Source organism: Citrobacter sp. Igbk 16, from assembly GCF_028069755.1.
Lineage (GTDB): Bacteria > Pseudomonadota > Gammaproteobacteria > Enterobacterales > Enterobacteriaceae > Citrobacter.
On the sequence record NZ_JANEWJ010000049.1, the window covers coordinates 1 to 22,641 of the forward strand.

Below are 22,641 nucleotides of genomic sequence, written 5' to 3' on the forward strand. Positions count from 1 at the left end.
ATATTATTGGTAGAGTTTATTCTAAAATAGAATTTTATGAAGTTGAGGGGGCTCTTGATGATGACTATACATTTCCATTCATCAAAGTCACTCTTCCGGATGGTGTAGAATACTCCTGCCTTGAAATGGGGTCCGGTGAGTATTTGTGCATGTATATTTTTTGGTTTATAAACTGGATAGAAAAAAATTCAATCCTACTTATTGATGAAATTGAAAATTGTATATCAGTATATAGCCAAGAGTATTTGATGGATTACCTTGCGCATGTGTCCTCGCAACGAGGCATTTGGATTTTGCTCTCTAGTCACTCTGAAACAATTTTAAGTAAAGTAGGTATTAAAAATGCAAGGCTAATTTCGAATGTTAGTAACGTTGGTATTAGCGTAGTTTCCCCAAAACATGAAAGAAAATATTTTACAGCGTTAGGTATCAAGCCTAGAAAGAAAGGCATTTTCATTGTTGAGGACAAGTTTTCATATATGTTTCTTAAAGGCATGTTGAATCGTGCTGCTTCTGATATTGCTTATGATTATCATATAGTTAGTTTTCAGGATGGTGAGTCAGATATCGAAAAAGTAGTAAAACATTTTAACCCTCATAAAGAAATTAATTTTGATTTATTAGCTGTGTTTGATGCAGATATGCGTGATAAAATAGCGAAACTTATAGGGAAACAAATCCCCGTAGTTTCTTTACCATCAATTGATGGATTAAACCCAGAACAGGAACTATGGAATGTTTTATCTAAAGGAGTCGATAACGTAGCTCTGCTTTTAGGCACTAAACCTGATGATCTATTACAATATTATGAACAATGTGGATCTTTAGATCATCATGATAGATTCATGCAATTGGCTAATTATCTTAATGTTAATGAAGAAACATTATTTAATTATATATTTTCTATTTGGTATTCGGAAAATAAAAACCTTGTTAATAAATTCATTTTTTGCATCTTTAACTCTTGTTATCACCTAACGAGAGAGGAGATTGATTTGCTTGCAAAGGAAATGGAGTTAGAGGGAATACCGTTAGATGAAAACCTTAACAAAAAAATGCTGTTCGATGGCAAAGATTTATTATTTTTAGAATAGTGTATAACTTCCATTAAACAGATAAGGTATAGGAAGATTACAATCCTATACCTTATGTAAGCATTATATTCCTAAAGTAAAGTCTTTAAGATTTCGATAGTTCCTCACCCCAGATATACCATCCTCAACATGTGCCGCCCAAACCTTAATCATGTCCTTCTGTGGTATCTGCGGGTAAAGCATCTTCAATACCAATTCTGTGGCTTGTAGTGTTTCCCCCAGCCATGTAATTTTATCCAGCACCAACGAGCCATCTAACTTCCGACTATCTCGCTCAGGAGAATAACGAAACTCACTCTCCACCGAGCGGAAAAATGCTAGCCGGGAAGCAATATTGGGTGTAATCCCAGTATACCCTTTAAGCTTTTTAAGCTGTTCTTCAGTCTGACGACTAAGCGCCATTCGATTCGGGAGCATCAGATAGCCTCCTTAGTTAATTCCCAAAAATAACCAGGTTTCAGCGTTGATGATTTAGTATGTGCATTAAACACAATCTCATAAGCATGAGAGATATCATCACGCAACTGATCAACAAAATAACGTTCATCTACTTCAGTATCGGTAGAAAGCAACACAACTTGATGACTGGCTTCAGGGAAGTAGTGATTAATCAATTTATCTCGATGTTGAGAGTCCAGACGACCCAATGGTGTATCAATGATCACTGGTAAATCACGGCCAGAGGTTTTCGCCAGCGCCTCAAGAATAGCAATTGCATAAATCTGTTTTTCACCAGCAGAAAGTAACTTACGGTTAATTACTGAGCCATTCTCATCAATTAATTCAACATCAAACGTTTGAGGATTGATATGCGCACTAAGTTGTAAATCCTCTTTACGAGCCAACTTACGGTAAGCAAGCTCAAAATTTGTAGACAGCGTTTTAACTCGAGCCTGGGTTAATACATCACTGTAGCGATCGAGTAAGTTTATCGTTTCCTGAGCATTCTTAAACGCACTGCTATAACTGTGCTGATAACGAGCGGCATCATGCGCTTTTTGAATCTGGCGAACACAATCCAGTTGCTGCTGTTTCGTGCGTTTAGCATCTTCCAGCAATGACCTATATTTCTGCAATTGGGCTTCGCGCTGCCTATCTAGGTCACGTAATTTCTCAAAGAGATCCATCAGCTGATCATCTTCAGGAGCGCGGGCAATATTAGCAGCCGCTTGTTCTAACTGTTGTTCAATCTCAGATAACTGTGTGCGATAGAGCTCAAAACGCTGCCATGCTCTTTTACTATCTATCTCAATAGACTGTTGAAGCATTCCAGCTTCACGCTCAGAGATGTCAAAGAGCAAATCACCTTTTGGTTTCGTTGCCATATAATCTTTTAGATTATCGGTAATCGCTTCAGCTGCTATTTTGCCAGTCCCCGCAGAACGAAATGCAATATCATTTCTGAGTTGCGTTAAAAACTGGCTCAGCTCTTTTTCAAAGCTTTTTGCCTGTTTAATCTGCGTTTCATCAGCAATTTGTTGCAGCAAACGAGACAAAATAGTGGGCGCAAGCGCATAAGGTAGCGAGCCATCGCATTCTTGTCTCAGTGCTTTTTCCAGATGTTCTTTATCTTTTAGCAGCGTTTCGACTTTCTGTTTTTCCTGCGCTTTAGTCTGGGCAAAAGCGCCCCCCTGAGCATTTAGCAAGCCTTCATAACGGGTTATATCTTTAGACAGAAACTCAATCCGCGATTTGGCAAAATCGGCGCTTTCCAGCAGTGCTTCTGTCTGGCAGGCTAATTCTTTACTCTGTTTTTCAAGCTCTGCAATCTGTTGTTGCTGAGAACTTGCTAGCTGGCTGGATTGCTGACGCTTAACAAAAATCATTAAATCGTTACGCAGTTTAGAGATGAGATCCAGCCCCAATAAGCGTCGAACGGCAGTACGTAAAATATTACCGGATTCGTCCTCAGCAAGTTCTGCAATTTTCTCGCCATCGAAAAAGAACAAATCAGCAATGCCATGCGGAATTAACTCATTTAGAAATCCCTGGCACTGCTCGTAATCCAGCTCACTGAGTGGCTGCCCATCCTGTTGCAGAGAAAGGCGGTCCCTCTTCCCCTTTTTCCAGGTGCGCGTAACGGTAAATTCGGCCTCATGACCGCCTTTATTATAGGTAAACGTCAGTTCTACAGATGCTTCTTCCGGCTGCTCAATATAGTACGCGCCGTTATGAATCAATGCGCTGAGTTGTTCGATATACTCTTGCTGTTGAGTCGCTAGCCCAAACGCCAGTCGTCCATACAACGCTATGCGGATCGCCGACAGGATAGACGTTTTCCCTGCGCCGTTTAAACCACCAAACAGCACAATAGGTCGTGGATTCAAATCGTGCGGACGCTTTCTGGGTGCCAGATCAATGGTATGTGTACCGTTAAATACCCGAAAATTATGTAATACCAGTTGTTTAATGAGCACGTTATTTCTCCTCCCCAATCAGTAACGAGGATTCACTGGCATCAACAATTCTGCGCTGTAAAACCTGAAGTTCAGCTTCCAGCTTTGTAAGTTCTTCCTGATGAATATCTCGTTCAACTCGTTTTTGCAGAGTGACCTGTTGTTGTTCAATTTCTTCGAGAGTGCCCCAGTCCTGCTTTAAAATCGTGCCAAGTTTGTCAAAAATGCCCTGACGACGGCTTAAGCCTTCCATTGAAACTTCCAGCTCGATGAGTTTCATCACCATTTCAGGCACAACGTTAAATCCCTGCGCTATCTGCACCAACAGATCTGCATCGCTGGCATCAAAGCGCGACTGATCGTCCACCACCCAGTCTAAATCCTGTTGATACACTTCACGGTAAATACCCGGCAGCGTGTCATACCAGTCTGGTTCATTAGGATCTTTCAACCACTCCTGACGAATCGCATGTAGCTCTGGTTTGGTAATTAACGTAATGGTATGGCCTTGAGCATTCAAATCGCGCTCTATCTCCAGCAATTCTTTGAGCCATTGCTGACGGTATTTTAGCCAGTAAGGACCAGGAACATGCTTACGCTCAGCCCCCGGCTCATCACTTTCTTTAGCGTACTGATAGCTCACCTTACCAGTACGGCGCTTATAGTTTCGAAACGTGTCTTTATTCACCGGATCGGTGGTAAATGCCAGCAGATCACGATATTTCAGCAACGGAGACATCCATTCTTCACCGTTTTTAATCAGGCTTTCCATAGCCTTATCTTTAGTGACAACGGTACAGGTCCAACAGCCAAAACGCGAGTTGCCGCAGGAAGGGGTACTATCATCAATTACCAGCGGGCATTCACCCTGTGCGGAAGAATCCATATACAACGTCCACAGAGGACGGTTGTTTCCACCCCACGGGCTTTCCCACTCGTCGATATCTTCAGGGGCATAGCGGAACGCGCCCCGCAGCAGCTTCCAGACATCTTCTACATCCCAGGTATCAATGGGGGTATAGATGAATGCATTTGCCAGCGTGGTATGCCGGGCAAGGCGTGATCCATCAATCTTGTGCTTTGCGATCACCTGCGCACGAGAAGCACTTTCACTACTGCGCGAACCAAGTACGACGATGACTTCATCAAACTGGCTGACCTTATCTTTAATAAAGTCACTCACCGGATTGATTTTCATGCGCTCAGTGCACCAACGGAAACTACGAGTTGGAGCCGGATAACCTTTCCCCAGCAAATTGACCCAGAAGGTTTCATTCGTTTTAGGCGTTACCGCGTGTTGAGTGATCGGCAAGCCGTTACGCTTCGCTCCCGCCTCAATCTGCAACATCGTTTTCTTAATCAGATCCACGACTACCGGCGTTTCGACCAGCGTATCGGACGACACCACAAAAACATCTTTGCTGCGCATTTCCGGGGGCAGGCCGAGCAAGGCCAGATACACCAGCGTGATCACAGCGGAAGAATCTTTCCCACCGCTGTAGCCAATCACCCACGGACGCTTATCCGCACAATAAATTCGTTGAACCTCAGCAACATATTCGGCCAGAGGTCGTCCAGCGAACTGTTCCTGATTAATAAAATCTTCGTATTCGGCCAAATCATAGGCCTGAACTAATTTACTCATGAGACAACCATTTGAGCTTCAAGCTCCTGTTCTTCAGGAGTGAGGGGAATTGAGAGTGCGGTTTTTAGCGCATTGCAAGTTAACTGGATCGCGGTACTGGTTTTACTCAGCTTGCCATGTTGCATCGCACGCTTGATGAGGTCCGGATTGTTTCTACGCCAGTTAAATGTTTTGAGCGCGGCTATTTTCTCCGGCCATTGCTCAGGATAATCCGTCAGCAGGGTATATCCCAGTTGCCCAAGTGCCTGCAATCCAATGCCATGAGCGTGAACATAATCTTGTCGCAACTGAACCGGTGAAACTTCCTTTTTAGCCGCTAATTGCCAATCAGGCATTACACTAAAAATAGCCAGCCAATATTGGGTAGCAATGTGGGTGCATTCCTCAAAGTTATCCTCTTTGGGATCTTTGCCCAACAATGCGCGAGTAGCTTGCTTAATGCTGCTCAACGTAAATAGTTTATTCGACCGCTGGCTAATGCCAGATTTTTCCAGTTCCGTCATCCCAACAAACGGCTCTACTGACATTGCCAGATAACGCGCCAGATTCGAACAGGCATCGCGATGATCGTATAGCGACGCCAGCGATGGGCTGGGGCGAATGGCGTATTTATTCAGATCGGCGAACATCTGCTGGCTACGCTTTAAGCCTTCATCGACAAAGAACAACACCGGGATATTATCCTGGCCCAGCTCCGGTCGAGCGTCTAAAGCGTCTTCAATCGCTTTACGGCGATGTTGTCCATCATTGATTAGAATTTGCGCATCCATTGGTACGCACAACGTCCCCAGGTTGTTAGAACCTGGAAACTCATCAAATTGAACGTCTACGGCAATGGAAGCCGTCAGAGCTGAAAACACATAATCTTTAGGGTTTTCCAACAAATAACGTACCATCTCGGGAATGCGCGATTTATTTAGCGTGCGCTGAGCGCGTAATTCCGGTGGCACATCATTTTCATCAAAACTGAATATTTTCGGGATGATACGCATCGGGCATGTGGCGATATAGAAAGGGCGACCAGCCTGAATGCCACGTATAGCCGGAAACGAGTAGCAGTAATCTGCATCAACACTAGCCATACAGTAATCCGTATAAATATCGAGTGAGTTCGGTAACGTGATATTTTACGTAAGATGTGTTACGATTTACAGTTTTTTTACGTGATTTTTTGCGTACAAGCTTCCAGTTTAGACATATCAATAATCATAACGCAGTATCTTTGCAGACCATATCCCCCATTGCCCTACACTTTCTTCCCCGTTAACTGTTGCATCAATCACGTTGCTGCTAAAGGTCGTAAAAAAAAGTATGCTTATTAAAAACAACACGATAAAAAAACCCGAGGTGCCTATTTCAGCAAAATGTGTCTGAAAAAGTTATCGCAACACAAACAATCCACTAAACCATTCGCCTCTCATATACCAAACTTTCAATGCATACAACGCAAACACAACCCACAACACAAAAAGGAAAACCCCATGCCCCCACACAAAATCCGCCAGGAGTGGCTGACGCTGGACGAGGCCGCAGAAGTCATCCGGCAGCACAACATCACGTTGCTGCCCGCCGACCTGATCCGCCATGCCCTGCATGGCGATCTGCTACTCTCGGTCTACTTCCCTTCTCCCGTACTTCTGAGACCACTCAATCCCCCTTGCCGCTTTGCCTGCCGATTCAGCAAGCCGCCCTTTCCGCCTTCGCAGTGCAACAAACCCGGTAACCGTAAAGTGATGGCGAACTCTCCGCCGTGCAGACGCGATCCTACTCTGCAACTGACCACCAGCCATCTGTGGAATTTGCCGTTAATCGGCCTTGAACGTCTATTGCTCCACCAGCAACTGGCGCAGACGCTGAATCATCCTTGCCCCAATGATACCCACTGCTGCAATCAGATTGGCATTGTGGTCTGCGATGAGAACGACAGCTACTACCAACTCTGTTGCCGCAAATCGTTGCGGGAGCTTTTACTGGAACTGCTCGCCACGCAGAACAACCTCCAGGAAGAGCTGCATCTGCTGATTGGCCAGCTGTATGGCAATGGGCGCAATGACCTGAAATCCCGGCTCAGTCTGTCCGTCTGCTACCTGCAGGACACGCTGCCTCCTGACGCACTGTTCGTCATCCGCCGCACTCATCTCGAAGCCTTCCTGACCCGTCATCAACCAGAATCAAAGGAGCGGATCACCTCCGCGCTTTCCCGTTTGCTGTGGCTGGCCTGCAAGCACAACCCGCAACTGAACGATGAAATGCTGGAGCATCCCTACAAACTGCTGAACATTTTCGAATGCTGGGCGCGTGAGGAAGGTATGCACCTGCCGCTGAGCCCCGAAACGTTGAAAACCGCACTCCAGCGCGGCGCACCGCCGTAACGCGATCAACTAAGACTTTCAACTAACAACTCTCACTAACCCAGATAAGGATTTTTACTGCCTGGCAGGGACGCTGCTGCTTTGATAACCACGCCCATCGTGCTGATGTGAACGAATCTGGACACAGGAGGAATGGTTATGAATAGCGACAGATTTTTACGCTTACGCCAGGTGGAAGACAAAATCGGCTTCGGTAAATCGTGGATTTACCGGCAAATACAGCTGCAACAGTTTCCGCCGTCCATCCGACTCAATAGCCGCCACGTCGCCTGGCTGGAAAGCGAGGTGGACGCGTGGATCCACCAACGCATCCGACTTACCCGCGATGTCTGAATGCCGGAGGAAGATTATGTGCGCTTCACACCTGCTCAACCGCTGGCTTCACGGTGCCAGCAATATCGGAGAACAGGAGATGGTCCAGGTCAGTCTGGAGCAAATCCAGCCGTTCTCTCTCAATCCCCGCGTCAACCGCAACCCCGGCTATGACGTACTGAAAGCGTCAATTCTCGCCCGCGGGCTGGATAACCCGCCGGTGTTGACCCGTCGCCCCGGTGATGAAAAATATATGCTCGCCAGCGGCGGGAATACGCGCCTCGCCATCCTTAATGAACTGTGGCAGGAGACACAGGATGAGCGTTACCACCGCGTCTGCTGGCCGTTCAGACCGTGGCCGGAAACACTGTTACCTCAGCAGGGCGAAGTACAGTGCCTGATCGGCCATCTGGCCGAAAGCAACCTGCATAACGGATTGATGTTTATCGAACGGGCGGAAGGAGTCCTGCACCTGCGCGATCTTTACCTCGAGGCAGGCATTGAATGCCCGACGCAGCTGGCGCTGGCGGAGCAACTGACCCGCGACGGCTATCCCGTCAGCCAGTCGCAAATCAGCCGGATGTTACAGACCGTCGACTGGCTGCTGCCCTGCATCCCTAACGCGCTATACGGCGGCCTCACCCGTAAGGTTATCGATCGCCTGCTGGCGCTACGCAGCGCGGCGGAACAGGTCTGGGCAAAGCTGATGCCGCTGGAACGCCAGCCAGAATTTGCCGACCTGTTCAGCACCGCCCTCGCCACCTTCAACGGCGAGCCGGAAGCCGTGGTACCGCAACTGGTGCAGGACGAACTGCTCGGCGAGATGAGCTGTCGCAGCGGCATGAGCTGTCGCAGCGGCATGAGCTGTCGCAGCGGCATGAGCTGTCGCAGCGGCATGAGCTGTCGCAGCGGCATGAGCTGTCGCAGCGGCATGAGCTGTCGCAGCGGCATGAGCTGGAATACGTTGCTGGCGGAACTGACCGATGGACAGAGCAAGCGGCAGGCGCTGCTGGGGCCCCCGGTCGAAAAGGTCCTCTGGCCGCCACCGCCGGAAGCGGAAAAAACACCACTACCAGAGCCTGAGCCACCGACTGAACCCGCTGTGCCCGGCGAGCCAAAGCCCTCACCGCTGGTGCATACGGCCCGGTCGCTGTTCGCCAACTGGGGGCTGGACACCTGTATCCAGCCGGACGACAGCGCTCCGGCCGGTTTCACCCTCGCGCCCTGCCACGATTTTCCCCATTCGGCGGCACAGAGCTGTTACCAGGTGCTGGCAGCCCTGAATGGCAACACCAGCACACCGATGCCTGCCCTCGAATTGTTGCTGTCGCCGGACTACGACAACACTCAGATCCAGCAACTGATGCAGCTTATCAGCCTGTGCCGCCAGCGGCGGCTGCGGGAGGTTCGCCATGACGCCCTCAGTTAACCAGGCAGTGCTCACCCACATCGTCCAGGCGCTGAAGGAGGGACAGATCCGCTACTGCGAATCGCTCGGCTTCAGCCCGCAGGAGCTGTGCGAGCTGACGCAGCTCACCGCCGACGACATCCTGTTTCTCAGCAACAGCGCGGTGCAGTTCATCACCACCCACATTGACCACGAGATGCTGGGCCGGATGCTGGCGAGGATGGAGCAGGAGCGGCTGTTCCAGCAGCGTCTGGAGGAAGCCCTGTCGCTGGGCGCATCCATCGAGTTCATCAACCACTACTTTGGTCTTTCCACGCCGGAAGTCTGCGCCCGGCGGCGGCTGATTGGCCTGTTTGTTCGGCAAGGGCGCAACAATGCTCCGGATGAGCAGGTGGAAACGCTGGTATGGAATGAGTGGCAGAAGACGGGCGTGAACAAGCTCGACTCACCCGAAGCGCTGACCGCCATGATGGCAATGGCCCGCGAACACGATCTGTCGCTGACGGTTATCTGGAACCTGCTGCGCCAGTGGACTCAGGAGAAGCTGCTGCATGAAGAGTGACGATCGGCTGCTGTTTCTCGGCAATCCGCAGCAGAGCGTGCCAAAGCGCCTGCTGCTGGCGCGCAACCTCTCCCCGCGCGACAAGTTCACGTGGCAACTGCTGCGCCTGCACGCCCGCGACGACGGCAGCGGCGTCTTTCCCTCCTACAACGACCTGCAGGGCTGGCTCTCTGACCAGCCTGAGGGCGAGAAGGCCTCGCGCAGTACCGTCAGCAACGCGCTGATGATGTTGCGGATCACCCGCTGGCTGAGCCTGTGCCAGCGACTGCGCGACGAGCAAAGCGGCAGGATCACCGGCAACCTCTACGCCCTGCATGATGCGCCACTGACTCATGCTGATGCCTGCCGGATGGACAGCGAATATCTGGCGCTGCTTACGGCCTGTTCCCGCCACCGCAACCGGCGTATCCGCACCATTGCCATCGGGTTACTGCTTACCCTGCAACAACCTGTGGACAGTGGACGAACCTGCACTGAGTCTCCATTGAAGACCGCCCCTGGTCTTAATCGAAGACTCAGTGATGTGGCGGGGGCTGGCGGGCAGCCGGAACCGCATTGCGTACATACTGGTACAGATTTAAACAATAAACATCAAAAGCGTACGCCAGACCTGCACTGGCCTGTGGATAATCCCTTCAGCGCCAGCGAGCGCCGCGCCGCCGAACGCGCGATGCGCAATCTGGATCCCGCTCTCTGCCAACAGGTGCTGGACGACTGCCTGTGGCGGATCGCCGCCCACGATATCCACCGCCCCCTCGCCTATCTGCTGGCAACGCTGGAGAAAGCCAGGCGGGGCGAGTTCAATCAGCTTCGGCGCAGGCGCAGATAGCCCGGATTTTATGCGCACCGCATAAAGCCTGTGTACCAGCTATCAATCAAACCTCATTCATCGGCGAAATTAACTTTCTGCGAACCAGATGGGTTTCCCGTCGCCTGACTGATTGCGCGGACCGACACTGCTGGCATCTGAATCCATGGAGAATTTCCGATGCCTGGCACAACCCTGTTCAGCGATATCCGCATCACCCTGCACACCCGCGTCGCCGCCCGGCTGTGGCAGGCGCATCCCACTGGCATGCTGCTCTGTCTGGCGTTACTCAGGCGTCTGCTGCGCGCCGAAGAGGCCGACGATCCGTGGGCCGCCCACTGGCTGAGGCAACTGCGCATCCGCCTGAATCTGATCGCGCACCTGCTGAAGCAAAAAAATCGTCGGCTGGACCAAGCTTTCGCCAGCCTGCCGGGCGCTATCCACACCACGCAGGTCAGTAACCCGTCCCCGACCGAATTCATCCTGCCGCTGGCGCTGTTCTCACCGCCCGGTTCGCGCCTGCTGCAACAGTTGATTGATTACGATCTGCTGGTCCGCCGAACCCTGCTTGCCTGGCATCTCGGTCTTATCACCCAGGCGGAGAAGCGCGATTTCATTGCCACTATCCCACGCCTGATGCTCCAGGTGTTCAGCTTCGTGAACCGCTTTCGCACCACTGGCGTGACCCGCGCTGACGTGCGGGCGAACAGTCCGCTGGCGCAGACGATGGCGCATAAGCTCGGGAATTTGCCCAAAAAGATGCTTGCGGAGATACAGCGCGATGTTCAATGACGATGATGATGAACGCTCCGCCCGCAAAAGCTCGCTAAAGGGCCTTTTAAAGGCCTTTAAGGGTAAGGGAGAACTGCGAGCGCTGGTGCAGGAATTACAGGCGCTGCGCATGCAACTGCAACAACGCCAGCCGGTGCTGAAACAGGCGGTATATGAACTGCCGGGGCGTAACGTACCGCTGATCCTGTGCAGCAACCCGGCACGCTCCGGTGTGAGCTATCTGCGCTGGCGCAATCTGGACAACAACCGTTCGGGGAGCGTGGCGTTGCAAGAGGCCATTCAACAGCCTGACGTGACCGATGAACTGCGCGACGCGCTGATGGCCCTTGAATGGCGGCGGCAGGTGCTGAATACGCAGCTTTCGGTGGTGATGTTTATGCTGCGGCGGATACAACTGTTAACCACGCTGGTTTAAAATTTTGCGCAAAGTTAAACCCTGAGTGTCACTTTAGCGAAAATTTTAAACCCATCTCATGCACCTAAAAGCAGGCACTATCCGCTTAATGCGCGTTTTAAGGTGCAATTTTTACCTTCTCCCTCCAGTTTCCCCTGTCGCCTCATCCCTCCGGCACACCATGCTGAACTCCCTTTCACCGGAGACAGCCCATGCAACTTTACCTGTGCGAAAAACCCTCTCAGGCGCGCGATATCGCCCGCATTCTTGACGCCCGTAACCGCAGCGACGGCTACCTGCATAACGATACCGTGACTATCACCTGGTGCTTCGGCCATCTGCTGAGCATGGCCGCGCCGGAGGATTATGATCCGGCGCTGAAACACTGGCGGGCAGAGCATCTGCCGTTTATTCCCCCGGCATGGCGGCTGGTGATCCGCCCGGAGGTGCGCAAGCAGTTCCGCATCATCGAAAAGCTGCTGAAACAGGCGGATGCAGTGGTGATTGCCACCGACGCCGATCGCGAAGGCGAAACCATCGCCCGTGAAATTCTGGAACAATGCCGCTGGCGCGGTCCGGTCCAGCGGCTGTGGCTGTCGGCACTGGATGACGCCAGTATCCACAAGGCGCTTGCTGCGAAGCGATCCGGTGACAGTACGTATCCGCTGTATCAGGCTGGACTGGCACGCGCCCGCGCCGACTGGCTGGTCGGCATCAACATGACCCGTGCCTGCACGCTGATGAACCGGCGGAACAAGGGCGTGCTCTCCGTGGGCCGGGTGCAGACGCCAACCTTACGCCTGGTGGTGGAGCGCGACCGGGAGATCGCTCGTTTCACTCCCCGCCCCTGGTGGCGGGTAGATGCCCGACTGCATGCTGAAGGAGCATCTTTCCTTGCACAGTGGCAACCCGATGGTGCGTACTGCGACGATGAAGGGCGCTGCATCCGCGAATCCGCCGCCCGCGACGCCACTGCTCGCCTGCAACAGGCTGGAACTGCGCTGGTGCTGGATGTGACCACCCGACGGGAGAAAACGCCGCCACCGCAGGCCTTCACCCTCAGCGCCCTGCAGCAGGCCTGCTCAAAACAGTGGGGTATGGGCGCGCAGGAAGTACTGGATATCGCCCAGCGCCTGTATGAGACCCATAAAGCTACCACCTATCCGCGCACCGACTGCGGTTATCTGCCGCTTTCCATGCACGATGAAGCACCACAGGTTCTGGCGGCGCTGGTCGCCAGCGACGCCTCACTCCAGCCTCTCGCCACGCAACTGAATTTGCAACAACGCTCCCGACTGTGGGACGACAGCAAAATCACCGCTCACCACGGCATCATCCCGACTCGTAAAACGGTGGATCTGACGCAGCTAAGCAACAGTGAGCGCAAGGTCTACGGCCTGGTACGCAGTCATTTTCTGGCGCAGTTTCTGCCGGACCATGAGGTGGACAAAACCGACCTGCGCCTGAACTGCGCCGGGGAAACGCTGACTGCCCATGGCTCAGTCGTGATTGTCAGTGGCTGGCGACAACTGTTTTTGCGCGAGATGGCAACGCACTCACCGGAAGAAACGCAGGCACTTCCCGCCCTGCAACAGGGACAAACCTGCGAGGTGGAACAGGTGGACGTGCGCGCCCGCCAGACCCAGCCGCCGGAGCACTACACGGAAGGGACGCTGGTTGCCGCGATGAAAAATGCCGCCCGTTTTGTCAACGATGAGCGCCTGAAACAGCGGCTGAAAGAGAACGCCGGTATTGGCACCGAAGCCACCCGCGCCGGGATTATCCAGACGCTCCTTAAGCGCGGTTATCTGATTAAGCAGCGACGCTTTCTGCTGGCAACGGATACCGCCAGCACGCTGATTGACGCCCTGCCGGAAACGCTGAAAGATCCAGGCACCACTGCGCTATGGGAGCAGATGCTGGATGACATCGCGACGGGGAAAATGGGGCTGGAGGCGTTTCTGGTGCAGCAGCAAGAGGCCGTCACAGCGCTCACGGCTCAAATAGTCAGAAGCCAGAAAAGCGCCCCATTAGGTTAGCAAAACGCCCGGCGTTTGCCGGGCGTGAAAACAACGTCAGTCAACGATTACGACTTGTGTTCAATCGCCGGGTTGTTGTTGATAGCGATGCGCTGTGGTTTCTCTTCTTCCGGGATATCCTGGTGTAATTCAATCGCCAGCAAGCCGTTTTCCAGCGAAGCGCCGGTCACTTTCACATGCTCCGGCAGACTATAGCTGGCCCGGAAGTCGCTGCGGCTTATACCCCGGTGGATCCATCCTTCTTCGCCGTTTTCGGTTTTCTCCTCTTCACGTTTACCGCTGATGTTCAGCTGACCGCCGACGGTTTCAATTTCCAGTTCGCTCTCTTTCCAGCCCGGCACGCTGAGCGTCAGTTCATAGCGGTTATCGCCCAGCCGCCGGATATTGTAAGAAGGCGTGGAGGGCAACGGCGTACTGCCGGTTAGCTGGCTAAAGAGGCGATCAATACGGTTAAAACGGTCCGCAAACAGAGAGTCGGAGAGATCGTGCAACACGGGAAAAGTTCTGAGAGTCATCATGTACCTCCTGAACAGTAAAAAAGAATATTCAAAAAGTTCATGTCTTGTGGGCAGGTGTTCCTTACCCGCTTTCTATATGAGGTTACTGCACAATATTTCAACTCACCGAAGCGCAATTTTGTGATGAAAATCACATATTATCCTCCCAGACTGTCACGGAAATTATTCAGCCACCGGTAACAAATCTCGCTGTCCTCTCACCCCGAAAGCTGTTGCTGTAATGTCGTTATCACCAAAGTCCGCCATGCATTCCTGAAACGCGGAGGCGCACAGCGCGGAATGCCCGTACTGCCAGTAACTCAGAGGCCTTGCAGTCAATGAGCCAAACCCGAAGCGGGGCATCCCCGCGCATGGGGCCTCCGCACCTTTCAACACGGAGATACCACCATGAACGATACCCATTACTTTAACCTGTACACCAGCGGTCTGGGCTACCTCAACCGGATCCGGGAAGTGACCCCGAAAAAAGGTGAACCGTTCCTGTGCTGCGACATTGCCGCACTACGGGGCGAAGCCAGCAACGCGGAGCACACCTGGTTCGACTGCCGCGTCAGCGGTAAGGAAGCGCAAAAACTGGTGCGCCGCTGTATCGAGGCCTGCGAGCAGAAACGCAAGGTGCTGATCCAGTTCCGCCTCGGCGATCTGTATGCCGACACCTTTGTCTACAGCAAAGGCGACCGTAAAGGCGAAACCGGCGTCAGCCTGAAAGCCCATCTGCTGCACATCGGGCTCATCAAAATTGACGGTGAAGAGGTTTACCGGGCAGAACGCGAAGCTGAATCCCAGCCAGCGCCAGCCACACCGCCAGCAGAGCCTGTACCGCAGTTCTGACACACAGCATTCACCCTGCCGGGGAAATTCCCCGCCGGGGCGTTTCCCCGGCCTTTTACCGGAGAGACGCATGATGAATACCGTATCCAGTTCACGCACAGAAGCCCTGGACCGAGGCGACCTGTTTAACCTCAATGACGAAGCGCTGGCCGCTGGCTTGCCGCTGGATCTGGCCATTACCCTTCCGGCCCACAAACACTGTCTGGAAGGCCGGGATGAAAACGCCAGGAAAGAGTTACTGCAAGGTGTTGAAATGGCGGCGGTGGTAGCGTTTGTTGCCCACCAACCGCCGCAACGCACCATTCGTATCGATTACCGCTCGGTGCTGTCGCAGAAAACCAACGGCAGTACGCAGCAGCAAACCGTCAGGCTGACGTTACGCGTTTATTTTTCTGAGCAGGGCATCCCCATCGCCGCCACGCTGGGGCTGATGGGGGAAAGATTCCCTTACTGATCTGATTTTGTGCCCGGAACCGGGCGCTATTTTTTGACGGTGCAAACAGTTGTCGGTAGTCCCTTTCCCTTTCATCCAGCACGCTCCTGTAAAAGCACCGTGGAGGATGCGATGAAACGACTGCTGATAGCCCTGCTCCTGTTCATTTTCAACGGCGTGGCCGCCGCCTCGCCTGCCACGCCAGAAGTCGTCAGCTACGACCGCTATCTGTTGGTCAGCACGTCACCGCAACAGCCGCCACTCGAACAGCTTACCGCCCTGGCCGTTCCGCCCGGTTTTCACCCGACGGTAGGGGAAGCGTTGCAATACCTGCTGCGCGACAGCGGCTGGTCTTTGTGTCTCGCCGATGCGCGCCGGGCGCAGCTTTATGGGCTCCCGGTACCGCTGAGCCAGTACCACACCGGCCCGTTGCGCCTGAAAGCCGCCCTGCAACTGCTGGTTGGCCCGGCATGGCGGATGACCACCGATGAAAACCGCCGCGAAGTCTGCTTTACCAGCGACCATTCCCTCTCCCCAACGTTGGCTTACCGTCATCCCGTGTCCCTTCGCCCTTTGGGGCCGTTAGCGGCCCCGTTTTTTCTCGCCGGGCCCCTACAGCGCGGTGATATCCGCCTGGCAGTGGTTGTGCCACCCGAAGCCGTTTACCTCCATCAGGTGGTGTGGTTACGCAGGGGAGAACAGTGGCATGGCTGGCGGCTGGAACGGTTTGATGAGCGTCGGGCAGTATTCCGTCACGGCAAACGCCATCTGACGCTGAAGATGCCGGAGTAAGCGATGAAGCGCTTTATACCCCTGCTACTGTTCACCGCCAGCGTGTGGGCGCAACCGCTTCAGGTGCAGACCAGCCAGAACGCGGGGTCAGCCCTGCAACCGCTGACCACGCAGCAACAGGCCACCGTCTGGGGCGTCACGCCAGAGGAGTGGCAGCGCTATCTCACGCTGAAACAGCAGGCGCGCGGCGTCTGGTCGCCGGGGCTCGACCCGCTGACCACACTGGGCGTCGAAGCTGAAACAGATAGCGAGCGCCAGCGCTTCGCCGAACTGCTGGTCAGGCAGGAGTACCAACGGCTGGAAAAGGAGCTCGCCTTCCAGCGCGCCTATGACGCGGCCTGGCAACGTCTGTATCCGGGCCTGACGCCGCTGAAAACCACCTCCGCCAGCACTTCCCGCGTTTCGCTGTTCGTTAAAGATGACTGCCCGCCCTGCGACAGCCTGCTACGTACCCTGCTGGCGCAGCAGCGTCCGCTGGATATCTGGCTGGTCAACAGCGAAGGTGATGATAACCGGGTGCGCCGCTGGGCGATGGCGCATGGCATCGACACAAAACTAGTGAGTGAGCACAACATCACGCTTAACCACGACGCGGGCCGCTGGCTGCTGCTGGGCCAGAGCAAAATCCCGGTGGCGCTGGAACGTAAGGGGGAGCAATGGCGCGTGGTCCTGCCCTGATCCTGCTGCTGCCCTGTCTGGTGCTGGCGCAGCCTCTGCCAGAGGCTTATCTGCGCGCCGCAGAGCATTTCCGCGTACCGCCGGAACTGCTGTGGGCCGTCACACAGACCGAAAGCGGGGCGAACCTGAGTGGCAAACATCGCCCGTGGCCGTGGACGCTCAATATCAAAGGTACCGGCTACCGCTACGCCAGCCGGGAGCAGGCCTGTCAGGCGCTGCTGGCCGCCATCCGCCACACCAGCCCGAAGCGCATTGACGTGGGGCTCGGGCAGATCAATATCGGCTGGCACCGGGCATATTTTGACTCTCCCTGCGACGCCCTGCATCCCCTGCAAAACCTGTCGCTCACCGCGCAATTGCTGCGTCAGCGCTACGATGAACGTCCCGGAAGCTGGCTCAATGCCGCCGCCCGCTATCATCGTCCCGCTGGCGGCGCGCCCGCTGCACGCTACCGCAAGCTGGTCAGCCGCCACCTGCAACAGGCCGCTCCGCCATGAGCCGTTACGCGCTGGAGGCGCTGCTTCGCCCGCCCGTGGAATTTTACAGCACCGTCACCGCTGGCTGTGGTGCATTAATCTGCCTGATGCAGGCCCCGCTGCTGATGCTCACGTCGTGGCAAGCACGCCTGATGGCCGGAGCCCTGCTGCTGCTGGCCCTGCGGCGTGGCTGGCAGGGCTGGCACATCGTGCGCTACCACCGCAACCTCCTGCGCCTGCCGCGCTACGCGCTCACCAGCAGAAAAATCCCGGTCAGCCGCCAGAGGCTGTTTCTCGGTAAAGGCTTTCGCTGGCAGCCTATCCACACCCAACGTTTGTACGACTGCCTGCAACCGGAAGCTGCACACTGGCTGCGCCCCGGATGGTGCTACCGTCTGGCAAGGCACATCGAAAAACGCAGCGAACATCCCCTTCCCAATCTTGCCCATCTGCTCAGTATCGACCACTGGCTGAATCCCGTACGTCCGCTGCCACCCGTCGGCGGCAATCCGTGGTTGCATGGGGTGGAACTTAAAGAGTGCGACGTCACCCTGCCGCTCAGTGAACGCCCCGGCCACACGCTGGTGCTCGGCACCACCCGCGTCGGCAAAACCCGGCTGGCGGAACTGCTTGCGACTCAGGACATCCGCCGTGGCGAGGTAGTGATCGTTTTCGATCCGAAAGGCGACGCGGATCTGTTGAAGCGTCTGTGGACAGAAGCGCAGCGCGCCGGATGCGGCGACCGCTTTATCCTGTTCCATCTGGCCTACCCGGAAATCTCCGCCCGCTACAACGCCATCGGTCGCTTTGGCCGTATTTCGGAAGTGGCGTCGCGCCTCACCGGACAGCTTTCCGGCGAAGGCAACTCGGCGGCCTTTCGCGAGTTCGCCTGGCGCTTTGTCAACATCATCGCCCGCGCCCTGGTGGCGCTCGGCCAGCGTCCCGACTATCAGTTAATTTCCCGCCACGTCGTCAATATCGACGCCCTGTTTATCGACTATGCCCGCATCGTGCTGCCGCGTCACAACGCGCGGGCGTGGGAAGTGGTGGCGCAACTGGCGGAGCGCGTTAACGACAAAAACACGCCGCGCCATATGCTGGGCCGCGAGCCTCACGTGGTGGCGCTGGAGCAGTACCTCAACGCAGAGAAATTATACGATCCGATCCTCGACGGCCTGCTCTCAGCGGTGCGCTATGACAAAACCTACTTCGACAAGATTGTCGCCTCGCTTTTGCCGCTGCTGGAAAAGCTGACCACCGGCACGCTCGCCGCCCTGCTCGCCCCGGACTATCACGATCTGGACGACACGCGTCCGATCCTCGACTGGCAGCAGGCGATCCGCCAGAAGGCGGTGGTCTATGTCGGGCTAGACGCACTCTCCGATGCGGTGGTCGCTGCCGCCGTCGGCAATTCAATGTTTGCCGATCTGGTGAGCGTCGCCGGGCATCTCTACAAGTTTGGTCTCAACGAAGGATTACCCAGCAACAGCGAAAAACTGCCGCCCATCAACCTCCACTGCGATGAGTTTAACGAACTGATGGGCGACGAGTTTATTCCTCTGGTCAACAAGGGCGGCGGCGCGGGCATCCAAGTCACTGCCTACACGCAGACGCTGAGCGATATTCAGGCCCGCATCGGTAGTGCACCAAAGGCAGGCCAAGTGGTCGGCAACTTTAACAACCTGATTATGCTGCGGGTGCGCGAAACCGCCACCGCCGAACTGCTGACGAAGCAACTGTCACAGGTCGAAGTGCGTAGCCGCCAGGTCAGCTCCGGCGTCACCGACACGCCGGGCGGCATCAACAACTTTACCAGCAACACCCGTGAACAGGTGACCTCCAGTAATGTACCGCTGCTGGATACCGCCGCGCTGATCCAGCTTCCCAAAGGCCAAGCCTTTGCCCTGCTCGAAGGTGGGCAGTTGTGGAAAATTCGTCTGCCACTGCCCGTGGCGGATAAACACTGCCCGCTGCCGGAGTCCGTCGCGCAACTGGCGGCGTGGATGCAGGCGCGCCAGCAGGGGCAGGTGGAATGAGTGAGCAGCGAACGCCTCCGTCACGCCCACCACAGGGACCAATTGGCTGGCTGCTGTCGCTGACCGGGCGGCTCATCGGGCTGGTTATTGGCGCGCTGGTGCTACGGGTAGTGCTGGAACTGGCGGGGCTGTATTTCTGGTGGCCGCAGGAGGCGGACAGGCATGTTTTTCAGGTGATGAAGCAGGAGCATACTGAACTGGTTATTGCGTTGCAGCCGCACCCTCTGGGGAATGAAATTCTGGTGCTGCTGGAAAAAGGGGCAACTCGCGTACTTATAGCCAACAGGCTCCTGCAGAAACCGTTCATCGCCCTGGCTTATACGCTGGTGAGTTTTATGCAGCGCCTGGTATGGCTTGCCGCCATGCTCCCCCTGCTTTGCCTATGTGCGATAACCGGGCTAACAGAAGGTATGGTGCGACGGGATCTGAGGCGCTTTGGCTCCGGGCTGGAATCCGTTTTTATGCACCGCTATGTCATCAGGTCCGGCAGTTCAGTCGCAGCAACACTTTGGGTGTTTTATCTGGCGCAGCCGTTATCTCTACCCGCGATGCTGGTTTTACTGCCTGCCGCTTTATGGTCTGGGATAACGGTATGGATGGCGGCAGGTAGCTTTAAGCGCTGGTTATAAACCGCTCAATACTAACTTTCCCATTTTCAACCACAGAGTCTAATTTTATCGATTTGCTGAGAGACGATCTTTTCCACCAACAGGAATCGCTGTAAATCTATCGACTGAATTAGATCAAGTCTGAGCTAAGTTGACAGGCTGTTTCGTGCCAGGAGCGGGCGTTGGCTTGAAGCGTCATTTTCTATGATGCTCGCCAAGAGTAGCGGAGCTATAAAAAAACACTCCAGTCGGTATAATCTCTTTCCTGTTTTTCTTTTCGGTATCCAACATCATGAGCATGTCAGCATTACAACCGCATATAGTTAAAGCAATGAAACCAAAACATGGAAAGGATTGGATGTTAGTCCGTGGAGACACGGTTTACGTCCGTTTTTTAGCTCAAAATGACGATGGTAATTCTTTTGAAGTGCAGACACCAACGAGGCCCGAAGAGAGAATTCGCATAGGGGGTGAGGTGACTATTGGATACAAGCTGCCAGTAGACCAGAAGCTCCTTTTTTCGGTCGCTGAGATGTTAGCCCAAGAAAATCATCTTCAACCTGAGCATAAAGTAGACCGCTTTCAGAATAAATGCATCTCCATGTTTTCCATTACTATAGATCACGGCAAAACTATACAAGATGAGGTCAACGAGGAATGGGTCACTCGCTTCTTTGAGCTCTTCGATGCTCATGGGATTTAGACGAATATTGTCGAACCTGGCATGGTCGATATTTATTCTGACCTATGTGTTGAGGATGGCGAAGACGTTTATCTGAGTGATGGTATGTACATGCGCCCGAGCGAGACAATTTACGAACGTTGATAATGTAGGTGCGAAAGCATAAATCAATTTCCGGTTGATAGCCGGGATATCACTTAACCATATCCGACAATTAGTCCAAGTAGCCCCACTTCTTCAGGCGACTTTTCGTATTCATGACCACTCTATGAGTTAGTTCGCCGTCACGCTCTGGACTTATTTCCTCTGCTTTCATACGATCTGCTATCTCCTTCTCTCTTCATACATAGACAAAAGTCCGCTTCGCTCACTGCAGACCTTTAGCTCAGTCAGCAATGTCCGTTGCGTGCCAGGAACATACCTTGCAAAATGGGGTTATTTCAATCAAAACGTAACGTCACAACCAGCCGACGCTCTCTCGCCATTTAAAATCAGTAACTTTATCATTTTCGCTTATTTTTTTAGAGATAGAGCGAGGCTCTCTTCCTAGATACGTAGATATTTCTGTCGGGGACAAATCAAAATCGACAAGCATGACTCTAAGTTTTTCCATTTCCTTTAAAGTCCAAGGCTTGCCATAATTTTCATAATGAGAAACCTTATGCTCCCTGATAGTTCGCTTTCTCTGAATCTCACTTTCCCTCTGAAAAATCTCGTTTTTAAACTGTGAACGGAACTCTTTACAGAAATTGTCATCAGTTTTTTTGTTATATAGATTGCTAAAAATAAGCTGGGATGCCGGATCTAAATCAGGCGTATCAATAATGAAAACCTTGACCTTTTCCATATAGGGATATTCAATTTTGCCCAATATGCTTAGTTGTTTCATATTAAAAAAACCTCTCAAATCAAAAGAATTAATGAGCTTTGATTGGATTACACTTTCAATCCTGCTTGCATTTGAATAACAGTAGTTTGCCATTGGAAGGGCCCATACTACCAGCTGAGGAATATATTTTTCTAATGCAATTCTCTGCCAGTCAGTATCAAAGGTTTGGCTTTTTGCTAGCATGTTTTTCGGCAAATCAGAATACAACGTTGTAGATGCCCATATCTTATAATCCTTCGCCAAGGCTTGATAGTATTTTGTGTGGTTATGAATTTTATAAGCTGACATGAAGCGATACACGTCTTCATCGTGACCCGCGTCGTAAATTGTTCGGTTTCCTCTCAGGTAACCATCATAATGCTCGTTTATCCTTCTACCTACATTACAACTTACCCCAACGTAAACCACACGATTGAAAAGTCCTTTATGGACAATAAGATAGACTCCGCTACAGCCAGATTTCCGAGCCTCTGATATAGAACCTAAAAATCTCCATTCCATAATTAAATCCATTATTATTGCTACTTTTTTTGTCTATCATTGTTTTCGCGAAACTTCAACAATTTTATCCAAGAGCTAAGGGCACAGACTTAGATAATTATACTTATCATCGTTAGCGATTATATCGTGTAGTGCCGCAATGTACTTGAACGTGCACATGGAGAAAATATATCGGTGTTGATTAACATGACCTGCTCCCTGTTGATTCACACAGAATACTGTTAGCAATGTCCACTCCTCGCTCATAGTGTAAATAGACCCGTTTTAGTTCCAGGCATTTTTTGAGATCCCGGCCAAATGATTGTGTTGCCGATATTCCTCCGGCGTCATATTGTTCAGTGATTCATGCGGGCGTTCACAGTTATATTCTGACAC

Annotated in this window: 23 protein-coding genes and 1 pseudogene; 17 read left to right on the forward strand and 7 right to left on the reverse strand. The window is 53.0% G+C overall.

Features of this window, described 5'->3' with window-relative positions; all coding sequences use genetic code 11:
* On the forward strand, positions 1 to 1,094 hold a 1,094-nt coding region (locus NNO03_RS21575), incomplete at its 5' end, for a hypothetical protein (protein ID WP_271450496.1).
* A gap of 63 nt (positions 1,095 to 1,157) precedes the next feature.
* On the opposite strand, the gene dndE is transcribed toward NNO03_RS21575, so the two are convergent.
* From dndE to dndB, 4 genes are read right to left on the reverse strand one after another with little or no spacing between them, the layout of a single operon-like run.
* Positions 1,158 to 1,511, reverse strand: a complete 354-nt coding sequence (dndE, locus tag NNO03_RS21580) for a DNA sulfur modification protein DndE (RefSeq protein WP_271450497.1) — start codon at positions 1,509 to 1,511, stop codon at positions 1,158 to 1,160.
* Positions 1,511 to 3,511, reverse strand: coding sequence for a DNA sulfur modification protein DndD (dndD, locus tag NNO03_RS21585; RefSeq protein WP_271450498.1), 2,001 nt, complete (start codon positions 3,509 to 3,511; stop codon positions 1,511 to 1,513). The genes dndE and dndD overlap by 1 nt, the downstream gene beginning before the upstream one ends.
* A gap of 1 nt (position 3,512) precedes the next feature.
* Positions 3,513 to 5,135, reverse strand: a complete 1,623-nt coding sequence (gene dndC / locus NNO03_RS21590) for a DNA phosphorothioation system sulfurtransferase DndC (protein WP_271450499.1) — start codon at positions 5,133 to 5,135, stop codon at positions 3,513 to 3,515.
* Positions 5,132 to 6,217, reverse strand: a complete 1,086-nt coding sequence (gene dndB, locus NNO03_RS21595) for a DNA sulfur modification protein DndB (protein WP_271450500.1) — start codon at positions 6,215 to 6,217, stop codon at positions 5,132 to 5,134. The genes dndC and dndB overlap by 4 nt, the downstream gene beginning before the upstream one ends.
* A gap of 399 nt (positions 6,218 to 6,616) precedes the next feature.
* On the opposite strand from dndB, the gene NNO03_RS21600 reads away from it, so the two are divergent.
* The 8 genes from NNO03_RS21600 to NNO03_RS21635 all read left to right on the forward strand — a co-directional run bounded on the left by NNO03_RS21600 (position 6,617) and on the right by NNO03_RS21635 (position 13,822).
* On the forward strand, positions 6,617 to 7,507 hold the full coding sequence (locus NNO03_RS21600; protein ID WP_271450501.1) for a hypothetical protein: 891 nt from the start codon (positions 6,617 to 6,619) through the stop codon (positions 7,505 to 7,507).
* Between the two features lie 138 nt (positions 7,508 to 7,645).
* Positions 7,646 to 7,840, forward strand: coding sequence for an AlpA family transcriptional regulator (locus NNO03_RS21605; protein ID WP_001561320.1), 195 nt, complete (start codon positions 7,646 to 7,648; stop codon positions 7,838 to 7,840).
* Positions 7,841 to 7,856: 16 nt separating this feature from the next.
* The gene (locus NNO03_RS21610) at positions 7,857 to 9,248 is read left to right on the forward strand and encodes a ParB family protein (RefSeq protein WP_271450502.1); all 1,392 of its coding nucleotides are present in this window, start codon (positions 7,857 to 7,859) and stop codon (positions 9,246 to 9,248) included.
* Entirely contained in the window at positions 9,232 to 9,789 is a 558-nt protein-coding gene (locus NNO03_RS21615) for a DUF2857 domain-containing protein (protein WP_271450503.1), read from the forward strand. The genes NNO03_RS21610 and NNO03_RS21615 overlap by 17 nt, the downstream gene beginning before the upstream one ends.
* The gene (locus NNO03_RS21620) at positions 9,779 to 10,618 is read left to right on the forward strand and encodes an STY4528 family pathogenicity island replication protein (protein ID WP_271450504.1); all 840 of its coding nucleotides are present in this window, start codon (positions 9,779 to 9,781) and stop codon (positions 10,616 to 10,618) included. Before NNO03_RS21615 ends, NNO03_RS21620 begins: the two co-directional genes overlap by 11 nt.
* A gap of 159 nt (positions 10,619 to 10,777) precedes the next feature.
* Positions 10,778 to 11,389, forward strand: coding sequence for a PFL_4669 family integrating conjugative element protein (locus tag NNO03_RS21625; protein WP_271450505.1), 612 nt, complete (start codon positions 10,778 to 10,780; stop codon positions 11,387 to 11,389).
* The gene (locus tag NNO03_RS21630) at positions 11,379 to 11,804 is read left to right on the forward strand and encodes a DUF3158 family protein (RefSeq protein WP_271450506.1); all 426 of its coding nucleotides are present in this window, start codon (positions 11,379 to 11,381) and stop codon (positions 11,802 to 11,804) included. Before NNO03_RS21625 ends, NNO03_RS21630 begins: the two co-directional genes overlap by 11 nt.
* Positions 11,805 to 11,995: 191 nt before the next feature.
* Entirely contained in the window at positions 11,996 to 13,822 is a 1,827-nt protein-coding gene (locus NNO03_RS21635) for a DNA topoisomerase III (RefSeq protein WP_271450507.1), read from the forward strand.
* A gap of 47 nt (positions 13,823 to 13,869) precedes the next feature.
* Here the strand turns inward: NNO03_RS21635 and NNO03_RS21640 are convergent, their stop codons facing one another.
* Complete coding sequence (locus NNO03_RS21640) at positions 13,870 to 14,340, reverse strand: Hsp20 family protein (RefSeq protein ID WP_271450508.1); 471 nt, start codon at positions 14,338 to 14,340, stop codon at positions 13,870 to 13,872.
* 387 nt (positions 14,341 to 14,727) lie between these two features.
* Between NNO03_RS21640 and NNO03_RS21645 the strand changes: the two genes are divergently transcribed.
* The 8 genes from NNO03_RS21645 to NNO03_RS21680 all read left to right on the forward strand — a co-directional run bounded on the left by NNO03_RS21645 (position 14,728) and on the right by NNO03_RS21680 (position 20,897).
* On the forward strand, positions 14,728 to 15,171 hold the full coding sequence (locus NNO03_RS21645; RefSeq protein WP_271450509.1) for an STY4534 family ICE replication protein: 444 nt from the start codon (positions 14,728 to 14,730) through the stop codon (positions 15,169 to 15,171).
* Between the two features lie 70 nt (positions 15,172 to 15,241).
* Positions 15,242 to 15,625 carry a hypothetical protein gene (locus tag NNO03_RS21650; protein WP_271450510.1) on the forward strand — a complete coding sequence of 128 codons (384 nt, stop codon included), beginning with the start codon at positions 15,242 to 15,244 and terminating at the stop codon, positions 15,623 to 15,625.
* Between the two features lie 111 nt (positions 15,626 to 15,736).
* Positions 15,737 to 16,396: a pilus assembly protein PilL gene (locus NNO03_RS21655; protein WP_271450511.1), complete on the forward strand. Its 660-nt coding sequence runs from the start codon at positions 15,737 to 15,739 to the stop codon at positions 16,394 to 16,396.
* Between the two features lie 3 nt (positions 16,397 to 16,399).
* On the forward strand, positions 16,400 to 17,074 hold the full coding sequence (locus NNO03_RS21660; RefSeq protein WP_271450512.1) for a TIGR03759 family integrating conjugative element protein: 675 nt from the start codon (positions 16,400 to 16,402) through the stop codon (positions 17,072 to 17,074).
* Entirely contained in the window at positions 17,053 to 17,571 is a 519-nt protein-coding gene (locus NNO03_RS21665; protein WP_271450513.1) for a transglycosylase SLT domain-containing protein, read from the forward strand. Before NNO03_RS21660 ends, NNO03_RS21665 begins: the two co-directional genes overlap by 22 nt.
* On the forward strand, positions 17,568 to 19,586 hold the full coding sequence (gene traD, locus NNO03_RS21670; protein ID WP_271450514.1) for a type IV conjugative transfer system coupling protein TraD: 2,019 nt from the start codon (positions 17,568 to 17,570) through the stop codon (positions 19,584 to 19,586). Before NNO03_RS21665 ends, traD begins: the two co-directional genes overlap by 4 nt.
* A complete protein-coding gene (locus NNO03_RS21675) occupies positions 19,583 to 20,215 on the forward strand; it encodes a DUF4400 domain-containing protein (protein ID WP_271450515.1) in 633 nt (210 codons plus the stop codon). Before traD ends, NNO03_RS21675 begins: the two co-directional genes overlap by 4 nt.
* A 271-nt stretch (positions 20,216 to 20,486) precedes the next feature.
* Complete coding sequence (locus tag NNO03_RS21680) at positions 20,487 to 20,897, forward strand: hypothetical protein (RefSeq protein WP_271450516.1); 411 nt, start codon at positions 20,487 to 20,489, stop codon at positions 20,895 to 20,897.
* Between the two features lie 436 nt (positions 20,898 to 21,333).
* Here the strand turns inward: NNO03_RS21680 and NNO03_RS21685 are convergent, their stop codons facing one another.
* The gene (locus NNO03_RS21685) at positions 21,334 to 22,278 is read right to left on the reverse strand and encodes a GIY-YIG nuclease family protein (protein WP_271450517.1); all 945 of its coding nucleotides are present in this window, start codon (positions 22,276 to 22,278) and stop codon (positions 21,334 to 21,336) included.
* A gap of 252 nt (positions 22,279 to 22,530) precedes the next feature.
* Positions 22,531 to 22,641 (reverse strand): annotated as a pseudogene (locus NNO03_RS21690) (integrase); the annotation flags it as partial.

Bases quoted from the DNA above. Each gene is read 5' to 3' on its own strand.
- NNO03_RS21615 (WP_271450503.1), top strand. From the start codon at position 9,232: ATGACGCCCTCAGTTAACCAGGCAGTGCTCACCCACATCGTCCAGGCG.
- NNO03_RS21685 (WP_271450517.1), bottom strand. From the start codon at position 22,278: ATGGATTTAATTATGGAATGGAGATTTTTAGGTTCTATATCAGAGGCT.
- NNO03_RS21650 (WP_271450510.1), top strand. From the start codon at position 15,242: ATGATGAATACCGTATCCAGTTCACGCACAGAAGCCCTGGACCGAGGC.
- NNO03_RS21665 (WP_271450513.1), top strand. From the start codon at position 17,053: ATGGCGCGTGGTCCTGCCCTGATCCTGCTGCTGCCCTGTCTGGTGCTG.
- NNO03_RS21660 (WP_271450512.1), top strand. From the start codon at position 16,400: ATGAAGCGCTTTATACCCCTGCTACTGTTCACCGCCAGCGTGTGGGCG.
- NNO03_RS21605 (WP_001561320.1), top strand. From the start codon at position 7,646: ATGAATAGCGACAGATTTTTACGCTTACGCCAGGTGGAAGACAAAATC.
- NNO03_RS21620 (WP_271450504.1), top strand. From the start codon at position 9,779: ATGAAGAGTGACGATCGGCTGCTGTTTCTCGGCAATCCGCAGCAGAGC.
- NNO03_RS21625 (WP_271450505.1), top strand. From the start codon at position 10,778: ATGCCTGGCACAACCCTGTTCAGCGATATCCGCATCACCCTGCACACC.
- NNO03_RS21610 (WP_271450502.1), top strand. From the start codon at position 7,857: ATGTGCGCTTCACACCTGCTCAACCGCTGGCTTCACGGTGCCAGCAAT.
- dndB (WP_271450500.1), bottom strand. From the start codon at position 6,217: ATGGCTAGTGTTGATGCAGATTACTGCTACTCGTTTCCGGCTATACGT.
- NNO03_RS21600 (WP_271450501.1), top strand. From the start codon at position 6,617: ATGCCCCCACACAAAATCCGCCAGGAGTGGCTGACGCTGGACGAGGCC.
- dndE (WP_271450497.1), bottom strand. From the start codon at position 1,511: ATGCTCCCGAATCGAATGGCGCTTAGTCGTCAGACTGAAGAACAGCTT.
- traD (WP_271450514.1), top strand. From the start codon at position 17,568: ATGAGCCGTTACGCGCTGGAGGCGCTGCTTCGCCCGCCCGTGGAATTT.
- NNO03_RS21640 (WP_271450508.1), bottom strand. From the start codon at position 14,340: ATGATGACTCTCAGAACTTTTCCCGTGTTGCACGATCTCTCCGACTCT.
- NNO03_RS21645 (WP_271450509.1), top strand. From the start codon at position 14,728: ATGAACGATACCCATTACTTTAACCTGTACACCAGCGGTCTGGGCTAC.
- NNO03_RS21655 (WP_271450511.1), top strand. From the start codon at position 15,737: ATGAAACGACTGCTGATAGCCCTGCTCCTGTTCATTTTCAACGGCGTG.
- NNO03_RS21635 (WP_271450507.1), top strand. From the start codon at position 11,996: ATGCAACTTTACCTGTGCGAAAAACCCTCTCAGGCGCGCGATATCGCC.
- dndC (WP_271450499.1), bottom strand. From the start codon at position 5,135: ATGAGTAAATTAGTTCAGGCCTATGATTTGGCCGAATACGAAGATTTT.
- NNO03_RS21675 (WP_271450515.1), top strand. From the start codon at position 19,583: ATGAGTGAGCAGCGAACGCCTCCGTCACGCCCACCACAGGGACCAATT.
- NNO03_RS21630 (WP_271450506.1), top strand. From the start codon at position 11,379: ATGTTCAATGACGATGATGATGAACGCTCCGCCCGCAAAAGCTCGCTA.
- NNO03_RS21680 (WP_271450516.1), top strand. From the start codon at position 20,487: ATGAGCATGTCAGCATTACAACCGCATATAGTTAAAGCAATGAAACCA.